The organism is Novosphingobium sp. CCH12-A3 (genome assembly GCF_001556015.1).
Taxonomy (GTDB): domain Bacteria; phylum Pseudomonadota; class Alphaproteobacteria; order Sphingomonadales; family Sphingomonadaceae; genus Novosphingobium; species Novosphingobium subterraneum.
Window position 1 is genome coordinate 11,839 of record NZ_LSIA01000136.1, and the last position, 18,851, is coordinate 30,689.

At 64.5% G+C, this 18,851-nt stretch carries 30 protein-coding genes; 8 read left to right on the forward strand and 22 right to left on the reverse strand.

Annotation, left to right across the window (positions count from 1 at the left end; translation table 11 throughout):
* Window positions 1–66: 66 nt before the first annotated feature.
* The 5 genes from lpdA to AX703_RS10745 all read left to right on the forward strand — a co-directional run bounded on the left by lpdA (window position 67) and on the right by AX703_RS10745 (window position 3,623).
* A complete protein-coding gene (gene lpdA, locus AX703_RS10725; protein WP_062343959.1) occupies window positions 67–1,467 on the forward strand; it encodes a dihydrolipoyl dehydrogenase in 1,401 nt (466 codons plus the stop codon).
* A gap of 143 nt (window positions 1,468–1,610) precedes the next feature.
* Window positions 1,611–1,946, forward strand: a complete 336-nt coding sequence (locus AX703_RS10730) for a DUF6481 family protein (protein ID WP_039337378.1) — start codon at window positions 1,611–1,613, stop codon at window positions 1,944–1,946.
* Between the two features lie 54 nt (window positions 1,947–2,000).
* Entirely contained in the window at window positions 2,001–2,696 is a 696-nt protein-coding gene (locus AX703_RS10735) for a spermidine synthase (protein ID WP_039337376.1), read from the forward strand.
* A 65-nt stretch (window positions 2,697–2,761) separates the two neighbouring features.
* Window positions 2,762–2,959 (forward strand): hypothetical protein, encoded by a 198-nt coding sequence (locus AX703_RS10740; protein WP_039337375.1) that lies wholly within the window; start codon window positions 2,762–2,764, stop codon window positions 2,957–2,959.
* A gap of 4 nt (window positions 2,960–2,963) precedes the next feature.
* Complete coding sequence (locus AX703_RS10745; RefSeq protein WP_231735488.1) at window positions 2,964–3,623, forward strand: trimeric intracellular cation channel family protein; 660 nt, start codon at window positions 2,964–2,966, stop codon at window positions 3,621–3,623.
* A gap of 49 nt (window positions 3,624–3,672) precedes the next feature.
* Here the strand turns inward: AX703_RS10745 and AX703_RS10750 are convergent, their stop codons facing one another.
* The 8 genes from AX703_RS10750 to AX703_RS10785 all read right to left on the reverse strand — a co-directional run bounded on the left by AX703_RS10750 (window position 3,673) and on the right by AX703_RS10785 (window position 9,923).
* On the reverse strand, window positions 3,673–4,674 hold the full coding sequence (locus tag AX703_RS10750) for an NADPH:quinone oxidoreductase family protein (RefSeq protein WP_039337372.1): 1,002 nt from the start codon (window positions 4,672–4,674) through the stop codon (window positions 3,673–3,675).
* A gap of 89 nt (window positions 4,675–4,763) precedes the next feature.
* The gene (gene leuD, locus AX703_RS10755) at window positions 4,764–5,372 is read right to left on the reverse strand and encodes a 3-isopropylmalate dehydratase small subunit (protein ID WP_062343961.1); all 609 of its coding nucleotides are present in this window, start codon (window positions 5,370–5,372) and stop codon (window positions 4,764–4,766) included.
* Between the two features lie 90 nt (window positions 5,373–5,462).
* Entirely contained in the window at window positions 5,463–5,624 is a 162-nt protein-coding gene (locus AX703_RS10760; RefSeq protein ID WP_156135865.1) for an LPXTG cell wall anchor domain-containing protein, read from the reverse strand.
* A 60-nt stretch (window positions 5,625–5,684) separates the two neighbouring features.
* Entirely contained in the window at window positions 5,685–6,182 is a 498-nt protein-coding gene (locus tag AX703_RS10765; RefSeq protein WP_039337367.1) for a DNA-deoxyinosine glycosylase, read from the reverse strand.
* Window positions 6,179–7,261, reverse strand: a complete 1,083-nt coding sequence (locus tag AX703_RS10770; protein WP_231735489.1) for a zinc ribbon domain-containing protein — start codon at window positions 7,259–7,261, stop codon at window positions 6,179–6,181. The genes AX703_RS10765 and AX703_RS10770 overlap by 4 nt, the downstream gene beginning before the upstream one ends.
* A 184-nt stretch (window positions 7,262–7,445) precedes the next feature.
* Window positions 7,446–7,976 carry a hypothetical protein gene (locus AX703_RS10775; protein ID WP_062780389.1) on the reverse strand — a complete coding sequence of 177 codons (531 nt, stop codon included), beginning with the start codon at window positions 7,974–7,976 and terminating at the stop codon, window positions 7,446–7,448.
* Window positions 7,977–7,984: 8 nt separating this feature from the next.
* The gene (leuC, locus tag AX703_RS10780) at window positions 7,985–9,424 is read right to left on the reverse strand and encodes a 3-isopropylmalate dehydratase large subunit (RefSeq protein WP_039337363.1); all 1,440 of its coding nucleotides are present in this window, start codon (window positions 9,422–9,424) and stop codon (window positions 7,985–7,987) included.
* Window positions 9,425–9,542: 118 nt separating this feature from the next.
* Window positions 9,543–9,923, reverse strand: coding sequence for a hypothetical protein (locus AX703_RS10785; RefSeq protein ID WP_062343962.1), 381 nt, complete (start codon window positions 9,921–9,923; stop codon window positions 9,543–9,545).
* A gap of 136 nt (window positions 9,924–10,059) precedes the next feature.
* On the opposite strand from AX703_RS10785, the gene AX703_RS10790 reads away from it, so the two are divergent.
* Entirely contained in the window at window positions 10,060–10,575 is a 516-nt protein-coding gene (locus AX703_RS10790) for a sterol desaturase family protein (protein WP_062343964.1), read from the forward strand.
* A 429-nt stretch (window positions 10,576–11,004) separates the two neighbouring features.
* Here the strand turns inward: AX703_RS10790 and AX703_RS10795 are convergent, their stop codons facing one another.
* The 13 genes from AX703_RS10795 to AX703_RS27895 all read right to left on the reverse strand — a co-directional run bounded on the left by AX703_RS10795 (window position 11,005) and on the right by AX703_RS27895 (window position 15,787).
* Window positions 11,005–11,577: a hypothetical protein gene (locus AX703_RS10795; RefSeq protein ID WP_062343966.1), complete on the reverse strand. Its 573-nt coding sequence runs from the start codon at window positions 11,575–11,577 to the stop codon at window positions 11,005–11,007.
* Between the two features lie 74 nt (window positions 11,578–11,651).
* The gene (locus AX703_RS10800) at window positions 11,652–12,002 is read right to left on the reverse strand and encodes a YbaN family protein (RefSeq protein WP_039337354.1); all 351 of its coding nucleotides are present in this window, start codon (window positions 12,000–12,002) and stop codon (window positions 11,652–11,654) included.
* A gap of 16 nt (window positions 12,003–12,018) precedes the next feature.
* On the reverse strand, window positions 12,019–12,432 hold the full coding sequence (locus AX703_RS10805; protein ID WP_039337353.1) for a SufE family protein: 414 nt from the start codon (window positions 12,430–12,432) through the stop codon (window positions 12,019–12,021).
* A gap of 145 nt (window positions 12,433–12,577) precedes the next feature.
* On the reverse strand, window positions 12,578–12,754 hold the full coding sequence (locus AX703_RS27890; RefSeq protein ID WP_196276787.1) for a hypothetical protein: 177 nt from the start codon (window positions 12,752–12,754) through the stop codon (window positions 12,578–12,580).
* On the reverse strand, window positions 12,751–12,963 hold the full coding sequence (locus AX703_RS10810; RefSeq protein WP_039337351.1) for a hypothetical protein: 213 nt from the start codon (window positions 12,961–12,963) through the stop codon (window positions 12,751–12,753). The genes AX703_RS27890 and AX703_RS10810 overlap by 4 nt, the downstream gene beginning before the upstream one ends.
* A gap of 33 nt (window positions 12,964–12,996) precedes the next feature.
* Window positions 12,997–13,242: a hypothetical protein gene (locus tag AX703_RS10815; protein WP_039337349.1), complete on the reverse strand. Its 246-nt coding sequence runs from the start codon at window positions 13,240–13,242 to the stop codon at window positions 12,997–12,999.
* A gap of 11 nt (window positions 13,243–13,253) precedes the next feature.
* Complete coding sequence (locus tag AX703_RS10820; RefSeq protein WP_062343968.1) at window positions 13,254–13,526, reverse strand: hypothetical protein; 273 nt, start codon at window positions 13,524–13,526, stop codon at window positions 13,254–13,256.
* Window positions 13,523–13,825 carry a hypothetical protein gene (locus AX703_RS10825; RefSeq protein ID WP_039337344.1) on the reverse strand — a complete coding sequence of 101 codons (303 nt, stop codon included), beginning with the start codon at window positions 13,823–13,825 and terminating at the stop codon, window positions 13,523–13,525. Before AX703_RS10825 ends, AX703_RS10820 begins: the two co-directional genes overlap by 4 nt.
* Complete coding sequence (locus AX703_RS10830; protein WP_039337342.1) at window positions 13,822–14,106, reverse strand: hypothetical protein; 285 nt, start codon at window positions 14,104–14,106, stop codon at window positions 13,822–13,824. Before AX703_RS10830 ends, AX703_RS10825 begins: the two co-directional genes overlap by 4 nt.
* Window positions 14,107–14,136: 30 nt before the next feature.
* Window positions 14,137–14,511 (reverse strand): envelope stress response membrane protein PspC, encoded by a 375-nt coding sequence (pspC, locus tag AX703_RS10835; RefSeq protein ID WP_039337341.1) that lies wholly within the window; start codon window positions 14,509–14,511, stop codon window positions 14,137–14,139.
* Window positions 14,508–14,804 (reverse strand): envelope stress response membrane protein PspB, encoded by a 297-nt coding sequence (gene pspB, locus AX703_RS10840; protein WP_039337340.1) that lies wholly within the window; start codon window positions 14,802–14,804, stop codon window positions 14,508–14,510. The genes pspC and pspB overlap by 4 nt, the downstream gene beginning before the upstream one ends.
* A 3-nt stretch (window positions 14,805–14,807) precedes the next feature.
* A complete protein-coding gene (pspA, locus tag AX703_RS10845; protein WP_062343998.1) occupies window positions 14,808–15,629 on the reverse strand; it encodes a phage shock protein PspA in 822 nt (273 codons plus the stop codon).
* The gene (locus tag AX703_RS27895; RefSeq protein ID WP_169745747.1) at window positions 15,629–15,787 is read right to left on the reverse strand and encodes a hypothetical protein; all 159 of its coding nucleotides are present in this window, start codon (window positions 15,785–15,787) and stop codon (window positions 15,629–15,631) included. Before AX703_RS27895 ends, pspA begins: the two co-directional genes overlap by 1 nt.
* A gap of 180 nt (window positions 15,788–15,967) precedes the next feature.
* On the opposite strand from AX703_RS27895, the gene pspF reads away from it, so the two are divergent.
* Together pspF and recF are read left to right on the forward strand one after the other, a co-directional pair.
* Complete coding sequence (gene pspF / locus AX703_RS10850; RefSeq protein ID WP_062343970.1) at window positions 15,968–16,996, forward strand: phage shock protein operon transcriptional activator; 1,029 nt, start codon at window positions 15,968–15,970, stop codon at window positions 16,994–16,996.
* Window positions 16,997–17,064: 68 nt separating this feature from the next.
* The gene (recF, locus tag AX703_RS10855) at window positions 17,065–18,138 is read left to right on the forward strand and encodes a DNA replication/repair protein RecF (RefSeq protein WP_039337337.1); all 1,074 of its coding nucleotides are present in this window, start codon (window positions 17,065–17,067) and stop codon (window positions 18,136–18,138) included.
* 3 nt (window positions 18,139–18,141) lie between these two features.
* On the opposite strand, the gene AX703_RS10860 is transcribed toward recF, so the two are convergent.
* Window positions 18,142–18,837 carry an arylesterase gene (locus tag AX703_RS10860; protein WP_062343971.1) on the reverse strand — a complete coding sequence of 232 codons (696 nt, stop codon included), beginning with the start codon at window positions 18,835–18,837 and terminating at the stop codon, window positions 18,142–18,144.
* Window positions 18,838–18,851 lie beyond the last annotated feature (14 nt).

Here is an 18,851-nt window from a genome sequence, read left to right on the forward strand (position 1 = left end):
CTGACTTGATTCTGACGCCGATCATGCTGAGCTTGTCGAAGCATGACCGCGCAACGGAGGCCGAAAATGGCTGAATACGATTACGACGTCCTTGTCATCGGTGGTGGCCCCGGCGGTTACGTCGCGGCGATCCGCGCGGCGCAGCTGGGGCTGAAGACCGCTTGCGCCGAAGGGCGCGAGACGCTGGGCGGGACCTGCCTCAACGTCGGGTGCATTCCGTCGAAGGCGCTGCTGCACGGGTCGGAGAAGTTCGACGAGGCGAAGAACGGCACGTTCGCCAGCTATGGGATCAAGACCGGCGCTGTCGAGCTGGATCTGGATGCGATGCAGGCGCAGAAGGCAGATTCGGTCAAGGGCCTCACCGGCGGCATCGAGTTTCTGTTCAAGAAGAACAAGGTGACCTGGCTCAAGGGCTACGCCACGTTCGAGGACGCGCACAGCGTGACCGTGGCGGGCCAGAAGGTGACCGCGAAGAACATCGTGATCGCCACCGGTTCGAGCGTGACGCCACTGCCGGGCGTGACCGTGGACAACGATGCGGGCGTGATTGTCGACAGCACCGGTGCACTGGCGCTGAACCGCGTACCGAACCACATGGTGGTCATCGGTGGCGGCGTGATCGGGCTCGAGCTGGGTTCGGTGTGGCGCCGCCTTGGCGCGAAGGTCACGGTCGTCGAATTCCTCGACCAGCTGCTGCCCGGCATGGACGGCGACGTGCGCAAGGAAGCGGCCAAGATCTTCAAGAAGCAGGGCATGGACATCAAGCTCGGCACGAAGGTCACCGGCGTTGCAGTGGATGGTGGAAGGGCCACGCTGACTGTCGAGCCTGCAAAGGGTGGCGAGGCGGCAACCATCGAGGCCGACTGCGTGCTGGTGGCAATCGGGCGCCGTCCCAATGTCGATGGCCTCGGCCTCGACAAGATCGGGCTTGAGCTGAACGCGCGCGGCCAGATCGAGACCGACCACGACTTTGCCACAAAGGTTCCGGGCGTATGGGCCGTGGGCGACGTGATCCCCGGTCCGATGCTGGCGCACAAGGCCGAGGACGAAGGCATTGCCGTGGCCGAGAACATCGCCGGGCTCACGGGCATCGTGAACCACGACGTGATCCCGGGCGTTGTCTACACCATGCCGGAGTTCGCGGGCGTCGGGCTCACGGAAGAGGCGGCGAAGGAAAAGGGCGAGATAAAGGTCGGCAAGTTCCCGATGCTCGCAAACAGCCGTGCCAAGACCAACCACGAGCCGGACGGCTTCGTGAAGGTCATCTCGGACGCCAAGACGGACCGCGTTCTGGGCGTATGGTGCATCGCCTCGGTCGCCGGCACGATGATCGCGCAGGCCGCGCAGGCGATGGAGTTTGGTGCGACCAGCGAGGACATCGCCTATACCTGCCACGCGCACCCGACCCATTCGGAAGCGCTGAAGGAAGCGGCGATGGCCGTGACGGGCAAGCCGATCCACATGTGATCGCGCCGGGTCATGTTGATGAACGGGGCCGTCCTTCGGGGCGGCCCTTTTCGTTTGCCGGGAACGACTGCGGCGTTGCAGCGTGACATCCCTGGTCTACGCTGCTAGCGGCCAAGCAAGAATTGAGAAAGCAGACGAATATCATGGCAGGATACAAGGAACCCGGTCTCGGCGACCGCCGCAACGCTTCGGCCGAGGCACGCGCCAAGGCTATCGAGGCGCTGAAGGCCAAGGCGAAGGCTCCGGTAGACCCGGCGGTGCTGGCCGAGAAGCTTGCCCGAGCCGAGGCCAAGGAGAAGGCCGAGGCCGAAAAGCGCGAGGCGGCCCGCCTGAAGCGCGAGGAAGAGAAGGCGGAAAAGGCGCGGATCGCGGCCGAGAAGGCCAACGTGCCGCCTCCGCCGAGCAAGGAAGAGCTGGAAGCCGCGCAGAAGGCGGCCCGCGATGCCCGCTATGCCGCCCGCAAGGCGCGGAAGAAGTAGGCGTTGGACGCCACCCTCCCGGTTCAAGGAACCTCGCCTGTAGCCCCTCCCCCGATGTGGGAGCTCGAAGACGGTGACGAATTGATCGACACGTGTCGCGTGCCCGATGGCGCGCGGCTGCGGCTGGTGCGGAATGGCGAGGACTTCGTCATCCTGCTAGACCGTAACGAGTTGATGAGCACTGACGTTTGCGCTTCGGAAGTGCAACTGGCGGAAATGACCTGCGCACGGCTGGCAGGACGTTCAAACCTGCAGATGCTGATCGGCGGGTATGGCCTGGGCTTCACGCTGCGGGCGGCGCTGGAAGTGCTGGACGAGACGGCACACGTCACCGTGGCCGAGATCGTGCCCGAGATCGTGAAGTGGGCGCGCGGGCCGATGGCGGTGCTGACCGCCGGGTGCCTTGACGATAGCCGCGTGCAACTGGTCCATGACGACGTTGCCATGCTGATCGATGCAGCGCGCAACGCCTATGACACGATCCTGCTCGATGTCGACAATGGCCCCGAAGGGCTGACCCGGGCGCTCAACGGCTGGCTCTATTCGCCCGACGGGCTGCAGGCAGCTGCGCGGGCGTTGCGGCCGGGCGGAATTCTGGCAGTGTGGTCAGCGTTTCAGGACCCGGCTTTCGTCGAGTTGCTCGAGCACGCGGGATTTACCGTCGACGTGGCCAGTGTCGATGCGGGCGAAGAACCGCGCGAAGGGCGCAAGCCGCTGCACCACGTGATCTTCTTCGCGACGAAAGCCTGAACCTTTTGTTTGTGCCCTGCGGCTGCTGACGGTAACCGCAGGGTTTGAATCGAAGGAGTGCCACGATGGCCATCAAGCTGACCCTGACCGAAGACGAGACCGAAATCCTGATCGATGCGCTCGAAGCCGATCTTGAGGGCTATGTCGAAGCGGCGAAGGAAGCGCGCGGCAACAACAACCGCGAGGACGTCAAGACCTTCACCGAAGCAGCCGAACGCATCCAGGCGCTGAAGGGCAAACTGGAAGCGCTGCTGGGCAACTGAGCCCGTGCCCACCGCTCTGCCCACAGCAGACCTTTCTGCCCTCATTGGGCTGCTGGATCTCGTTGGCATCGCCGTGTTCGCGCTGACGGGAGCGCTGCTGGCGGCGCAGTTGCGACAGACGTTCGTGACGATGGCGTTCTTCGCGCTGGTGACAGGTGTGGGCGGCGGATCAGTCCGCGATCTGCTGATCGGCGCGCCCGTCTTCTGGGTGCGCGATCCGTGGGTGGCGCCGGTGTGCCTTGGCGTGGCGCTGGTGGCGTGGTTCACGCCGCACCGCTGGTGGGTGCAACCAGTCGGAAATTGGCCGGTCCTGGAATGGGCCGACGCGGCAGGGCTTGGCGCATATGCCGTGCTGGGGACGGCGAAGGCGCTGGCCTTTGGCGTGACTCCGGTGCCAGCGGTGCTGATGGGGGTGATTACCGGCTGCGTCGGGGGGATCATCCGCGACGTGCTGGCAGGCAGACCCTCCATCCTGATGCGACCCGAGCTTTATGTGACGGCCGCGGCGCTGTCTGCAGGCATTTGCGCAGGGGGGGCAGTACTCGGGCTGGACAGAGGGATGGTCTGGCCGCTGGCTGCGCTGGCCGGGTTCGCACTGAGGGGGGCGGCGATCTGGTGGAAGCTGGGTTTGCCGGTCTATTCCTCGGGCGAGCGCGAGGGCTGAGCAGGCCCAGCCCAACCCCTCCCGCATACGGGAGGGGAGAAAACAGATGTCAGCCGATCATTTCGACGACGACCTTGCCCATGGCCTGGCGGTTTTCGAGGAGGGCGATGGCTTCGCGCCCCTGATCGAGCGTGTAGCGCTGCGAGACGCGGGGGTTGATCTTGCCGGCCTTGAGTAGCGCGAAGAGTTCCTCGACCTCGGCCTTGAAGGCGGCGGGTTCGCGAGCTGTCCACGCCCCCCAGAACACGCCGCAGACATCGCAGGACTTCAACAGCGTCAGGTTGAGCGGGAGCCTGGCGATGCCGGCGGGGAAGCCAACGACGAGGAAACGGCCTTCCCAGGCGATCGCGCGCAGGGCCGGTTCGGAGTAATCGCCGCCGACGATATCGTAGACGATATCCGCGCCGTTGGGGCCGCAGGCGGCCTTGAATTGCTCGGCCAGTGCCTTGGACTGGGCCTTGTCGAAGGGCGGACGGCCATAGATGACCACGTCGTCTGCGCCTGCATCGCGCGCGACCTGTGCCTTTTCCTCGCTGGAAACGGCAGCGATCACGCGGGCGCCGAAGGCCTTGGCGAGTTCGACTGCCGAAAGTCCGACACCGCCTGCCGCGCCGAGCACGAGAACCGTATCGCCAGCCTTGATGTGTCCGCGATCCTTGAGGCCATGGATCGTGGTGCCGTAAGTCATCAGCAGAGATGCCCCGGTGGCGTAGTCGACGCCATCAGGCAGCGGGAACAGGCGCGCGACCGGAGCAACGACCTTTTCGGCAAGGCCACCGTTACCGATCATCGCGATGACGCGGTCGCCGACGTTCCAGCCAGTGACGCCCTCGCCCAGCGCCTCGATCTCACCAGCCAGTTCGCTGCCGGGCGCATAGGGACGCTCGGGCCTGAACTGGTAGAGATCGCGGATCATAAGCGTGTCGGGGAAATTGATCGAGCAGGCGTGGACCCGCACCAGCACTTCGCCCTTGCCCGGCACGGGATCGGGCAATTCGTCCATGACCAGCGTTTCAGGGCCGCCCGCGGCGTGGGTGCGCAGAGCCTTCATTCAACTTCTCCCAATAGTTGCGGATTCGATCCGCTCCGCATCAGGGAAGCAAGTTTTGCGCGGCTTGGGAAGCCCTGTTAAGCGTGCGGTTAAGCTGCCGATACGGCATCGGTGCCGCGCGCGAGGAAAGGCAGGCTCTCGCGCGTCTTCGCCTCGTGCGTGGAGATAGCGTCCCCACGCGCCATCGTCAGGCCGACTTCGTCCAGGCCATTGAGCAGGCAGTGCTTGCGGAACGGGTCGATCTCGAAGGTGAAGCGGTCCTGGAAAGGGGTCGTCACGGTCTGGGTTTCGAGATCGATCGAGACGGGATCGGTCTGCGCGACTTCCATCAGACGGTCGATCGCTTCCTGCGGCAGGACGACGGTGAGAATGCCGTTCTTGAAGGCGTTGCCCGAGAAGATGTCGGAGAACGAAGGTGCGATCACGGCCTTTAGCCCCAAGTCACCCAAGGCCCAGGCGGCGTGTTCACGGCTGGAGCCGCAGCCAAAGTTGTCGCCGGCAATCAGGATCGGCGAGCCGGAAAATTCCGCGCTGTCGAAGATGTTGTCGGGATCTGCGCGCAAGGCCTCGAACGCCCCCTTGCCGAGTCCCTGACGGGTGATCGTCTTGAGCCACTTGGCAGGGATGATCACGTCGGTATCGACGTTCTTGCGACCGAACGGGATGGCCCGTCCTTCGATCTGGTTCACCGGTTCCATGGCCGTCGCTATAGCTTGCGCGTTAGGTGATGCAATGCCCGTTTTGGGGGAGCTTTGGCGCAAGATTATTGCGTGACGGACATTCCGAAATCAGTCGGTCTCGGGTGCGTCGGCGGGCGGGGCCTTGGGTTCGGTCTTTTCGGCCCGTTCCTTGCGGCGCGACGCATAGAGCAAGGCGGCGGCCAGTGCTGCCGAGCCGATTGCCGCGCCCGCCATGGCTGCCTTGCCGGTCCAGTCCGTCTTCTTGGTCACGCTTGAGAACTCCTTGAAACGTGACGCCAAGATTGGCCGGGCGTTCTGCGATTGCAAGGCTCAGACGAGGAATTTCCGCAGCTTCGTCCACTCGCCAAGCTTTGCCTCGAAGGTGAGCGAGGCATGGGCCGGGCTGCTGGAAGGCAGGCGCAGGAGCGCGAATGCCCCGGCCCCGACCAGTTGCGGCGTGCCGACGCTGGCGGACTTGGCACCGTTGAAGGCGATACATCGCAGGTGCGGGAGCGAGGCGGCTAGAGCGGCCAGCGCATTGGGCGCGACATCGCGAATGGCGGTATCGAGGCTGCCCGAACGCGTGGCCGACCCGATCGAATCCCACAGGCCGATGCGATGTGCGAGCAGGGTTTCGAGGCGGCTTTCATAGTCCTGCGCGACAAGATCGACGTCGATCACCGCTCCGACCAACCGCCAGAACTGGTTGCGCGGGTTGGCATAGTAGCGCGCGGCGGCGAGGCTGGCTTCACCCGGGAGACTTCCAAGGATAAGCACCCGCGTGTGTGGATCGGCAACGGGCGCGAAGGACGACTTCCGGTCGGTCACGCGGGCGCTGGAGTGAGGTCGTTCCCGGCTACCTCATCCTTCGCAGGCGTGCCGCACGTCATGCAGAAGCGGAAGAAGGCCATCTTGCGGGTGTTGCAGCTGTGGCAGTGGTCGAACAGGGTCATGCCACAGTGAACGCAGAAGTTGGCTTCGGCATCGCCGGTGGTCGAAATCGGGCGGTCACAGCCGGGGCAGACCTTCGCGGCCATCTTCTTGAAGGCCTCGTCATGGCTGACCCGGGCGCGGCGCTCCTTCTCGGCTTGCGCCTCCACTTCCTGACGGTGGGCAAGATAGGCGCGCATGTTCTTGATCAGGAAGTGACCCGCCGCGAAGGTCAGGACGATGCCCACGGCGTAACGGATGTAGCCGCCGTAGCTGGGCAGGTAAGGCACAAGTTCCACAAAGAACACGAAGACTGCAGCGAGCACGAAGCCGCGCATCAGTGGCCAGTGATCGCTCTTGCGCTTCTTCACCACCATCCACGCGGCGACCGCCAGCATCGGCAGGGTGATGAGCAGCCGCAGGCCGAAGACCCGTAGTTCCTGCCAGAATATCGCGCGCTCCTGCGCCGGAATGGCGTCGGAGATCAGCTGGTTTTCGCGCAGCCGCAGCGTGCTTTCGCGCTGGTCAAGCGGGGCGCGCTCATTCTCGAGATTGGCGATTGCCTGCTGGATGCTGCGTTCGTTGGCCTTCAGCTGTTCAAGCTCACGGGTGCGGGCGAGAACTTCGGGGTCCTGCGCCGGATTGGTCGTGGCGGTACGGGCGGCGATCCAGGCCTTGAACGTCTCGTTCGCGGTGCCCGAGGCACGCTGCGCCTGTTCGAGCTGGAGGCGCTGTATCTCGAGCTTGTCGTCGATGGCGGTCTTGCTGTCGCCAATCCTGCGGATCTCGTCGCGCAATTCGCGAATGGCCGGGGTGTCATCAGCGGGCGCGGCGTAGACCTGGCTTTCGACCATCGGCAGGTCGCCGATGACGAGGTTGCCAAAGCCGATGATGAAGCCGGCGAAGACGATGGAAACGGCCCAAAGCACGCCGCGATAGACGCGTTCGGGCACGCGCACGCCCTTGATCATGTCCATGGATCACCCCTCCTTGGTTTGGAGTGAGGCTAAGCTTCGAGCGGGGCGTTGTAAATTGGGTGGAGGACGCTTCTGCCCTCCCAAATCCGCTCACCCTGAGCCTGTCGAAGGGTGCCCGCGCCGCCGCTGTGCCGGATGCTTCGACAAGCTCAGCATGAGCGGGCTTCAGGGGGTTGGAAGAGGCCTATTTCTGGACCAGCGGGCTCACGGGATCGCGCCCTGCTTCCCATTGCTGCCACTTGTCGCCAAGGCCAGTGTGATCAAGCGCGCCTTCGCGCATGGCGGCGGCTGCCTGGGCAGCGGGGAGCGGCGGGAGCGGGCCGTTATCGCCGAGCATGAGTTCGTCACCCAGCAAGCGGAAGTCCTGCGGGCCGGGACGGAAGGCCTGCACGACGGTCATCACGCTGCCGCCGTACTGGACGACGTCTATCACCAGGGCATCGACCTCGCCCGTGGGCGTGTCGACCTTGACCTGCCGGGCAATGGCGCAATCGGGCCACTGGGCTGCACCGCCACCGATGAAGGCCCGGGCGGCAGCGTCCTGATCCTTGGGGCTGGCGCCGTCGAAGGTCTGAAGCTGGCGGCTGCCATCGGCGCGCATGCACAGCGATTGCGGCTGGTAATGGCCGCCGGGCGGCAGGTCCGACGCCGTCCAGAACGCGTGGGCCATGAGGAACCCGGCGAGCTGGAGCGCGGCTGTCGGAAGGCCTGCCACGGGCTGCGTCAGCCGATCAGCTTGCGCACGTCGGTCAACCGGCCGGTGACGGCAGCGGCAGCGGCCATCGCGGGGCTGACAAGGTGCGTGCGGGAGCCAGGGCCCTGGCGGCCGACGAAGTTGCGGTTCGAGGTCGAGGCGCAGCGTTCGCCTGCTGGCACCTTGTCCGGGTTCATGCCGAGACAGGCCGAACAGCCCGGTTCACGCCATTCGAAGCCCGCTTCGGTGAAGATGCGGTCAAGCCCTTCGTCCTCGGCCTGCTTCTTGACGAGGCCGGAACCGGGGACGACGATCGCCCACTTGACGTTGTCGGCCTTCTTGCGACCTTTCAGGATCGCGGCGGCGGCACGCATGTCCTCGATGCGGCTGTTGGTGCATGAGCCGATGAAGATGTTCTGCACCTCGACGTCTTCCATGCGCTGGCCCGGGGTCAGTCCCATGTAGGCGAGGCTGGCCTTGGCGGCTTCCTGCTTGGATGGATCGGCGAAGCTTTCCGGCGCCGGGACGAGGCCGCTGATCGGCAGGACGTCTTCCGGGCTGGTGCCCCAGGTAACCGAAGGGGCAATGTCCTTGGCGTCGATCACCACGACCTTGTCGTAAGTGGCGCCGGGGTCGGTCGCGAGGCTCTTCCACCAGGCGACGGCCTTGTCCCAATCCTCACCCTTCGGCGCATAAGGCCGGCCCTTGAGGTAGGCGAAGGTCTTTTCATCGGGCGCGCACAGGCCGGCACGGGCGCCGTGCTCGATCGCCATGTTGGAGATGGTCAGGCGGCCTTCGATGGAAAGGTCGCGGATGACCTGGCCCGTGTATTCGATGACCGAACCGGTGCCGCCAGCCGCACCCAGCACGCCGGTGATGTGCAGGACAACATCCTTGGCAGTAACGCCGGGCATCAGCGTGCCTTCGACGCGGACTTCCATCGACTTCGACTGCTTGAGCAACAGGGTTTGCGTGGCGAGCACATGCTCGACCTCGCTGGTGCCGATGCCGAAGGCCAGCGCGCCGAGGCCGCCGTGGCAGGCGGTATGGCTGTCACCGCAGACAATGGTGGCGCCGGGGAGCGAGAAGCCCTGCTCTGGCCCGACGACGTGGACGATGCCCTGTTCCGCATCAGCATCGCCGATGTAGCGGATGCCGAAAGCGGGTGCGTTGCGCTCGAGCGCTTCGAGCTGCTGCGCGCTTTCCGGATCGGCAATGGGCACGCGCTGGCCATCGGCGGTGCGGCGCGCGGTGGTGGGCAGGTTATGGTCAGGCACGGCGAGCGTAAGATCGGGGCGGCGCACCTTGCGGCCTGCCGCGCGCAGGGCCTCGAACGCCTGCGGGCTGGTCACTTCGTGGACGAGGTGGCGGTCGATGTAGATGAGCGCGGTGCCATCATCGCGCTGTTCGACAACGTGGGCGTCCCAGATCTTCTGGTAGAGCGTGCGGGGTGCTGCGGTGTTCGACATGGTGCAAGCGGTTAGGCCCGCCCTTCCCGCAATTCAAGCAGGAAAGGGCGGGCCAAGAGGCGCGTCGGCGTAATTTTGTTACGCCTTCTGGGTATTATCCGCCAACCGGTGATCGAGTTCAGCCACGGCGACCGTCACGGTCCCACTTTTCAGCATGGAGGCGCTGATGGATGCCGGCGACCCGGTTCTGGAGCGAGTGGTATTCCGCTGGCGAAAGGCCGCGATTGGCAAAGCGCGTGTAGGTTGTCTTGAGATCGCGCAACTCACGACGCAGGCCCTTCGCTTCGTGGACTGAGATGGCGCGGTTGGCCTGCGCACGGTCGATGCGGCTATCAAGCTCCCAGATGTCACGGCGCACATCGGCATTGCGCGATGGCGTCAGATAGGACGCCTCGACGCGATTGCCGCCACGGTAACGGTCATTGTCGTGCGCCAGCGCCGGAGTGGCGACGCCTGCGACAAGGGCGGAAAGGACAACGGCGATAACGGTCTTGCGCATGGGAAAAGCTCCTCATTGGTCTGTGAGGACAAACTGCCCCCCAGCGCCTGAACACCAGAAAAACGAGCCGTCGCGACTTTCGGGCAAAGTGTAAGAATGTGTCGCTAGGCGAAAGGCATCGGTGTAAAGGGGCGCCATGCAGACGCTTGTTGCCTTGCTCATCATCATCGCCACGGTGCTGATCATGGAATTCGTGGCGTGGTCGAGCCACAAGTACGTGATGCACGGTTTCGGCTGGGGCTGGCATCGCGATCACCACGAGCCGCACGACGGCTTCTTCGAGAAGAACGACCTCTATGCGGTGGTCGGTGCCGCCATCTCGATCAGCTTCTTCATGATCGGCAGCCCGCTAGTGATGGGCGCCGATGCCTGGTGGCCGGCGACGTTCATCGGCCTTGGCGTGATGGCCTATGGCGCGATCTACACCCTGGTTCACGACGGGCTGGTGCACCAGCGCTGGTTCCGCTGGGTGCCGAAGAAAGGCTACGCCAAGCGGTTGGTGCAGGCGCACAAGCTGCACCACGCAACCATCGGCAAGGAAGGCGGGGTAAGCTTCGGCTTCATCTTCGCGCGCGATCCCCAAGTGCTGAAGAAGGAGCTGCGGGCGCAGCGCGAGCAGGGGATTGCGGTGCTGCGGGAGGCGGTGGATTGAGGCGGTACTTTGGTCCGTTCCTGCGTGCGACATGGGCAGGAGTTCTGACTGCAAGTTTCTTGCCTTTTCTTTTCGCCGTCGTGATCTTGATAGGCGGTTTGGTCACGGGTGAGCCGACCCAAGCCTTGGCAACGATATACGTCTTTGTAATCGCACTTGCTTCCATCTCTGCCGTGATAACGGGCGTAAGCCTTCTGATCGGAGTGCCAATAAGCCTCCTTCTCAGACATACAGGGCGGTACACGAAGCGTGCGCATGTCGTAGTCGGAGTAATACTTGGATTCGTGTCATTCCCTGCGCTCATTGCCGTAACCGGCGAGCAGGGAAGTGATGCAAGTCTCCTTCTCCTTTATGTTTACTCCGCTCTTGTCGGCGGTGTGACTGCCGAAAGCTGGTGGCGCAACACGATAGCTCTGGTGGAACGAAGCTTTAAGCCAGCCTGATCTCGTTCAAAACGCCTTTGGCCAGGTTGCGGAAGCGCAGGGCGTCGGAGACGGAAATCGCCTGATCGTGCGCGGCGGCGTTGCGAAGCGCGCGCATGTCCTCGATCATGCCAACGGTGCGCGCGGGAAGGACGCCGCGCTTCTGCAGGGTTCGGCCCGCCTCTGACACATCGGGGGCGGCAAGGGCATGCTCGATGGCGAGCGATTGCAGCGCGTCCTCTACCCCCGCCCAGGAATCGAGCACGGCCGCTCCGGGCGAGAGATCGAGCAGCTTGAGGAAGCGGGCGTGATCGCCGGTCAGGGCGATCTCGGGGCCTTCAGGCCCGGGCGGCGCGGGGCTGGCTTCGGATTCGAGGCGGTCCAGCCGCTGTGCGAAACGGGCAGACTTGTCGCCCCAGCTCAGTTCGTCGAGACGGGCTAGCAGCGCCAGCAGGGGGCGGCGGAAAATCAGGGCGATGACCAGCGCCGAGACTGGCCATGCCAAGGCAGCGAGCACCGAGGCGGTCCAGTCAAGCCAACCGATGTCAGTTCCAGCCGGGCCGACAGTCAGGGAAATCATCGTTCACATCCAATCCGTTCGAGTCCACCACAACTCTATCGGATTTGGAACAAAAGTGGAACAGATGGCAGGGACTATTCCGCGCGTGTCCAGATCCAGGTGCCGGTCACACCCATGACCACAGCCGGGATCAGGACCCAGGGCCACCCCGCGGTCACCCCGGTCAGAACCACCCCTGCACCCATCGCGATCAGCGCGCCGGTCTTGGCCTTGCGCGAGATCGCGCGGCGGTCCCGCCATTGACGCAAGGGCGGGCCGTAACGCGGGTGATTTAGCAGACGCTGCTCCCACGCGGGATTCGAGCGGGCAAAGCAGAAGGTGGCAAGGAGCAGGAAGGGGACTGTTGGCAGGATCGGGAGGAATGCCCCGACCGCGCCCAAGGCCACGCTGATCACGCCGCCAGCGAGATAGAGGTGGCGGCGCAAGTTCCCTGCCCTGCCGTCAGGCCGTGGCGGCGATGCGCGCGGCGTGCTCGCGAACCAGCGCGATCATGTTGGGTACGCCCTGGGTGCGGTTGGACGAGAGCTGCCTTTTCAGATCGAAGGGCGCGAGTTCCTCGGCAATATCCGTCGCGGCGACGTCTGCCGCGGGCTTGTCTTGCACAGCAGCGAGAACAAGCGCGACGATGCCCTTGGTGATTGCGGCGTTGCTATCGGCAAGAAAGTGGAGCTTCCCGCCCTCACCCTGCGTGGGGTAGACCCAGACGCTGGCCGAGCAGCCGCGCACCAGCGTGGCGTCGGTCTTGAGGGCATCGGGCATGTCCTCAAGCTCGCGCCCCAACTCGATCAGGAGCCGATAGCGCTCGTCGCCATCGAGGAATTCGTACTCTTCGAGAATGTCTTCAAGGCTGCGCATGGGCCCGCATTAGCGGGCGGTGGATGTGACGTCCACACCCCGTGGGGGCACAACATCCTTCGACAGGCTCAGGATGAGCTGTGTTGGGAAATGCTCCTCAAAATCCCGCTCATGCTGAGCTCGTCGAAGCATGGTCACGCGCAACCTAACCCGAAAGGCCACCCGGACGCGTGAGCGCGTACCAGATGACGTAGATCCACGAGAGCACGCCGTGAACCAGCGCCCAGACGATGGACTTGTGCAGACTCCACGAAATGGTGATGGCAATCGCCGAGCCGAGGCCGATGCCGGCCTTGGCTGCACCTTCCGTGTGACGGCTCACAGGTCGACGCCCGAGGCAATGGCTTCAAGCTTGCGCAGGCGCTCGCGCATGTCGGCAAGTTCGATGAGGCTGCCGGCGTCTCCCGTATCGGCGCGTTCGAGTTCCATGCGCTTGAGGGCGAGCCAGCCGTCCCAGCCGCGAAGGGCGGCCAGGGCGACCATGGCAAGCCCTGTGAGGCCGGAGAGGGAAAGGACGAGATCCGGGGTCATGTCAGCAACTCCCTTATAATTACCTTTCGCAAATCAACGGTCGCGCAGGGATTCGATCTCGCGCGACAGGCGGCGGGTTTCGCCCTCGTCGGTAGCGATGCGTTCGAGGACTTCGAGCCGCTTGCGCAAGTCCGAGACTTCGCGTTCGAGGCTGGCCGTGTAAGCGGGATCGAACGGCGGTTGCTGCATGCTGCCGGCACGATAGCGATCCCGGTTGGTGCGGATGATGACGAAGGCGATGATCGCGATGATCGCGACGATGGTTGATCCGGGGCCCACTTGTTGCGTCCTCAGTTGACCTTGACTTCGCGCAGGTTCTCGATCTGCAGCGCGAGGTCGGAATTGTTTTCGGTGGCGATGCGTTCGAGCACGCGGACGCGCTGTTCAAGGCGTTCGGCCTGGGCAGCGTACTGTGCGGCTTTCTCGGCCGTCTGCTTCGAGAGCAGTTCCAGTTCGCGTTCCCGGAAAGCGAGGCGACGCTTGTAGATGTCGGCCCCGACGCCGAGCACGATCGGCACGACGATGACCGTGAACACCAGCACCATGATGACGTCTTCGTTCATTGCGCTTTCTCCTGAGCAGGGCGCAGTGCCTCGATCTGGCGGGAGACGTCGAAGCCGCTGTCGGTGACGATGGCTTCGACGTTGGCAAGGCGCTGGTGCGTCTTGTCCAGTTGGTCGCGCAGGAAGGCGTTCTCCTCGCGCAGCTTGGCATAGGCTTCCTGATCGGCGCGATCGGTCTTGCCGCCCCATTCGTCCTCAAGGGCATAGCCGTGGCGTGCGCGGATCCAGTTGTTGATCACCCAGCCGCCAGTGGAGATGGCGATGATCGCCAGGACGAATTCGGGACCACCCCAGTTCATTGCGCCCTCCGGTCTTCCAGTGCGGCGCTGTCGCGGCGGAGCGCCTCGATCTGCGCGGCGGTGTCGAAGCCCTTGTCGGTGACGATGCGTTCCAGAACGCGGACGCGTTCTTCGAGTTCGCGGGTGTGCTGGGCGTATTGGGCCGCCTTTTCGGCGCTCAGTTCGGCCGTCGCATTGATCTGCATCTCCGCAATCTTGGTGCGGTGCTTGGTCCAGATCGCGACGATCGGGATCATCAGAGCCGCGATTGGGATCAGCGGCCCCAGTGTGTCAGGTCCCATGGTTCAGTCCCCCTCAGGACGGTTGTGTTCTCAGCGCAGCTTCTCGATTTCGGCCGAGAGGCGCGGGTTCGAATTGACGTAGAAGCTCTCGACGTCGGCCAGGCGGCGGTCGATGTCGCGGAATTCGGCGCGGACTTCGCGGGCGGTGCGGGCGGGCGACTGGCGGACACGCTGCCAGAACTGCTGCTCCTGCCGATCGCCGTAGAGGTTCGCAGGCTTCTTGTTGGCAAGGAAGCCCAAGGCAAAGTAGACCAGGAAGGGCCAGCCCATCGAACATGCCAGGATCAGGAAGCCGAGGCGGACCCAGAGCACGTCGACCCCGGTGTAATCGGCAACTCCGGCGCAGACGCCCATGAACTTGCCATTGACCTTGTCGCGATAAAAGCGGGTGCGGGGGCTGTTCACTTCGAGGTCCTTCCCTGTTCGGCGAAAAGGCGATCCAGTTCGCGCAGTTTCTGATTGTCGGTTTCGCGGTCGTGCACGATGCGTGCAGGTCTGAATTCGGGATTGTCGGCAGCGACGAGGCGCTCGACAGTATCCATGCGTTCATCGAGGCGGCGGGCGAGTTGGTAGAGCTCTTCCAGCAGCGCCTCATCGCCATTGGTCAGCGTGGCGGCAGTTTTCCATTTGGTGATGTAGTGGAAAATGATCCACGGCAGACCAAGGAAAATGGCAGCAATTGCAACGACGTCTTCCATGGCTCAGCCTTCCTTTCCAAGCTGGCGCTTCATCGCTTCAAGCTCCTCGTCGATCTTGTCCTGCCCGGCGAGCGCGGCGATCTCGTCCGCGAGGCTGGGCTTGGAGTTGTCGGCAAGGCTCAGTGCATCGGCGCGGCCTTCGGCGTAATCGACGCGGCGTTCCAGCTGATCGAACCGCGCCATGGCTTCATCGACGCGTTCGCTGGCCAGCAAGGACCGCAGGCGGACGCGATTCTCGGCGCTTTCAAGGCGGGCGGCGATCGCGGTCTGGCGGCTGCGGGCTTCGCGCAGGCGGGTCTGCAGCTTTTCGATGTCCTGCTCGTAGGCGCGCATCGCATCGTCGAGCACGGTGATCTCGGTCTTGAGCTGGTCGGCCATGTCTGCGGCCTTCTTCTTCTCGACCAGAGCGGCACGGGCGAGGTCCTCGCGGTCCTTCGACAGCGCGAGCTGGGCCTTTTCAGACCAATCGGCCTGAAGGCGTTCCAGCTTGGACACATGACGGCCCATCTCCTTCTGATCGGCGATGGTCCGGGCAGCCGAGGCGCGGACTTCGACCAGCGTCTCCTCCATCTCCATGATGATCATCCGGATCATCTTGGCAGGATCGTCGGCCTTATCAAGCAAGTCGTTGAAATTGGCTGCAATGATGTCGCGCGTCCGCGAAAAGATACCCATCAGGTTTGCTCCGGGAGTGAAGAGGGGGCGGGATTGGCCATTGCCGCCACCATTGCTGAAATTGCGCAGGCGATCCAGTTCCGCATCGAGGCGGGTGGTGCGACCACCTTCGTCGCGTGCGGAGCGGATCGGGGTGAGTTCGTCGGCCATCATGCCAGCTCACCAGTGATGGCGGCGGTGGAAGCCACGACGGTCGGAACCGCGTTCACCTGCTGCGTCAGGGCAAAACAGCACATCACGACCATCGCACCAATGCTGGCGAGGCTGGCGCGGCCGAGCGAGGTGGAGAAGAAGCGGGCGGTGTACATTTTCGTGACCTTTCGGCAGGTTACTTGTCAGTTCGGGCCGGCTCGGTGCCGGATGTTCATGTTAGAGCAAGGGGTGTGCCAAACTGCGATTTGCCCGGAATTCCGCCACTTTTGTGCGTCACCTTTCTTTAATGTTGGGAATTCTTGCCGAGACTTGGGAAAATGCGCTAAACCTGCAGCATGGACAGGGAGGTTCAGTTCATCGGCCAATCGGGCGCGTTCCTCGACGCGGTCGAACGCGCCAGCCGCGCCGCGCCGATGCGCCGCCCGGTGCTGGTCATCGGTGAGCGCGGGACCGGCAAGGAACTGATTGCTGAGCGTCTCCACCGCCTCTCCACGCGCTGGCAGGAACCGCTGGTGACGATGAACTGCGCGGCCCTGCCCGAAACCCTGATCGAGGCCGAGTTGTTCGGGCACGAGGCAGGCGCCTTTACCGGCGCGACGCGGGCGCGGACCGGGCGGTTCGAAGAAGCCGACAAGGGCACGCTGTTCCTGGACGAACTCGGCACGCTGTCGATGGGCGCGCAGGAGCGGCTGCTGCGCGCGGTCGAATATGGCGAAGTGACGCGGATCGGGTCGAGCAAGCCGGTGCGCGTGGACGTGCGCATTGTCGCGGCAACGAACGAGGACCTGCCGAAGCTGGCAGACCAGGGCCGCTTCCGCGCCGACCTGCTTGACCGGCTGAGCTTCGAGGTGATCACCCTCCCCCCATTGCGCGTGCGCGAAGGGGATATTGCAGTTCTCGCCGACTACTTCGGGCGACGCATGGCGGCGGAACTGCACTGGGATTCCTGGCCCGGCTTTACAGGTCCAGTCCAGAAGGCCATGGAGGAGTACCTCTGGCCCGGCAACGTGCGCGAATTGCGCAACGTGGTAGAGCGCGCCGTCTATCGCTGGGACGACTGGAGCCAGCCCATCGGGCATGTCCAGTTCGATCCATTCGAGAGCCCGTGGAAGCCGGTGGCATCGATGCGGCCGGAAGTGGCGGAGAGCGAGGGGGCAGTGCCGGTGCGGAGCGCCATGCCGTCAGCAGATTTCGATAGCGTGGCGGACTTGCGTGCGGCGGTAGATGCGCACGAGCGCGCGATCGTGGAGCACCATCTCGGCCGCAACCGCTACAATCAGCGCCAGACAGCCAAGGCGCTGGGCCTGACCTACGACCAGTTGCGCCATTGCATGAAGAAGCATGGCCTGAGCGACAAGACTTGAGCGAGAGGGCCTGAGCGACAAGACTGGAGGTTTCGCTTGTCGCGCAAACCCACTAACGCCTCAAAGCAATGTCCCTCACCCGCCTGACCCTGCGCGACTTTCGCAACCATGCCGCGACACGGCTGGAAGGGATGCGCGCGTTCAATGTGCTGGTGGGAGAGAACGGCGCGGGCAAGACCAATGTGCTCGAAGCCATCAGCCTGCTGGCGCCGGGGCGCGGCCTCAGACGTGCGCAGCCGGCCGAGATGGCGGGACGCGATGGGTCTGGCGGGTTCGCAGTGGCGGCAGAAATCGAGGACGGGGCAGTGCAGATCGGCACGTCGACCGCGCACGAGGCTCCCAATCGCCGGCTGGTGCGGATCAATGGTGCAGAAGGGCCGGCGGCGCGGCTGGGGGAATGGCTTTCGATCACCTGGCTGACGCCGGCGATGGACCGGCTTTTCGCCGAAAGTGCCGGATCACGCCGACGGTTTCTCGATCGGCTGGTTCTGGCGCGCGAGCCGGGCCATGCGCGCAATGCGACCCGCTATGAAACGGCGCTGCGCGAGCGCAACCGGCTGCTGGGCGACCCGACGGAACCCGATCCGCTGTGGCTTGACGGGATCGAGGCGCAGATGGCCGAGAGCGGTGCGGCCATGGCAGCGGCGCGGGCCGCACTCGTGGCAGCCCTCGGGCGCGTGCTGGAGACTGTGCCGGAGCAGCCGTTCGCGCGGCCTTCACTGGTCTATGCCAGCGCTGTGCCGATCGAGGCGGACGCGCTGCGTAGCATGCTGCGCGAAGGGCGGCGTCGGGATCGCGCGGCAGGGCGATCACTGATCGGGCCGCATCGCGATGACCTGGCCGTGACGCTGGCGGCGAAGAACGCGCCCGCCGCCGATTGTTCGACGGGTGAGCAGAAGGCGATGCTTATCGCCATTGTCCTCGCCCATGCGGAACTGACGGCGGGCGAGCGCCCGCGCCTGCTGCTGCTCGACGAGATTGCCGCGCACCTCGATCCGGTGCGGCGCACGGCGCTGTTCGAGCGGCTGGAATCAAGCGGGGCGCAAGTGTGGATGACGGGCACCGAGATGGCGCCATTTGCTGAAGTTTCCGGGTCCAGCGCCGTGTGGGCGGTGCGCGACGGATTGGTCGAACCGCTCTGATCGCTACTTGACCGTGGCCGCTCTCAGCGCCTTTGCCACCTGATCCCTTGTCGCTGCGACGATCTTGTCGACGCCTCGGGCGTTCGGGTGGACATTGTCTTCCAGCATCAGATCCTTTTTGCCGAGGACGGGCGCAAGGAAGAACGGGACCAGGCCTGCCTTGTGCTTCTTCGCGAGATCAGGCCAGATCGGGTTGAATTGCTTCTGGTAGTCCGCGCCCAGATTTGGAGCGGCGAGCATTCCCGTCAGCACCACCGGAATATCGCGCTTGTCGAACTCGGTCAGGATCGCATCAAGGTTGGCGCGCGTCTCGGCCGGGGGCAGCCCGCGCAGCATGTCGTTGCCGCCGAGGCCGACGAGCGCGAGGGTGGGTTTGACCGGCTGGTTATCGAGCGTGAACTGCAGGCGCTGGAGGGCCGCTGCAGTCGTATCGCCCGAGACGCCCGCATTGACGACCTTGGCGGGCACGCCCCCTGCATTGAGCGCCGCTTCCAGCCGCGGCGGATAGCCCTCACCCGGGTTGAGCTGGTAGCCGGCGTAAAGGCTGTCGCCGAATGCCAGTATGACAGGGGCATCGGCCGGGACCGGTGCCGGCGCCTGTGCGGATGCCGATGCGGTAGGGGTGGCAGCTGGTTCGGGGGCCTTCTCTGGCGAGCAGGCGGCGAGAACAAGGGTGGCGGCATGAGCGAAGCGGCGCATTGAAACTCCATTAG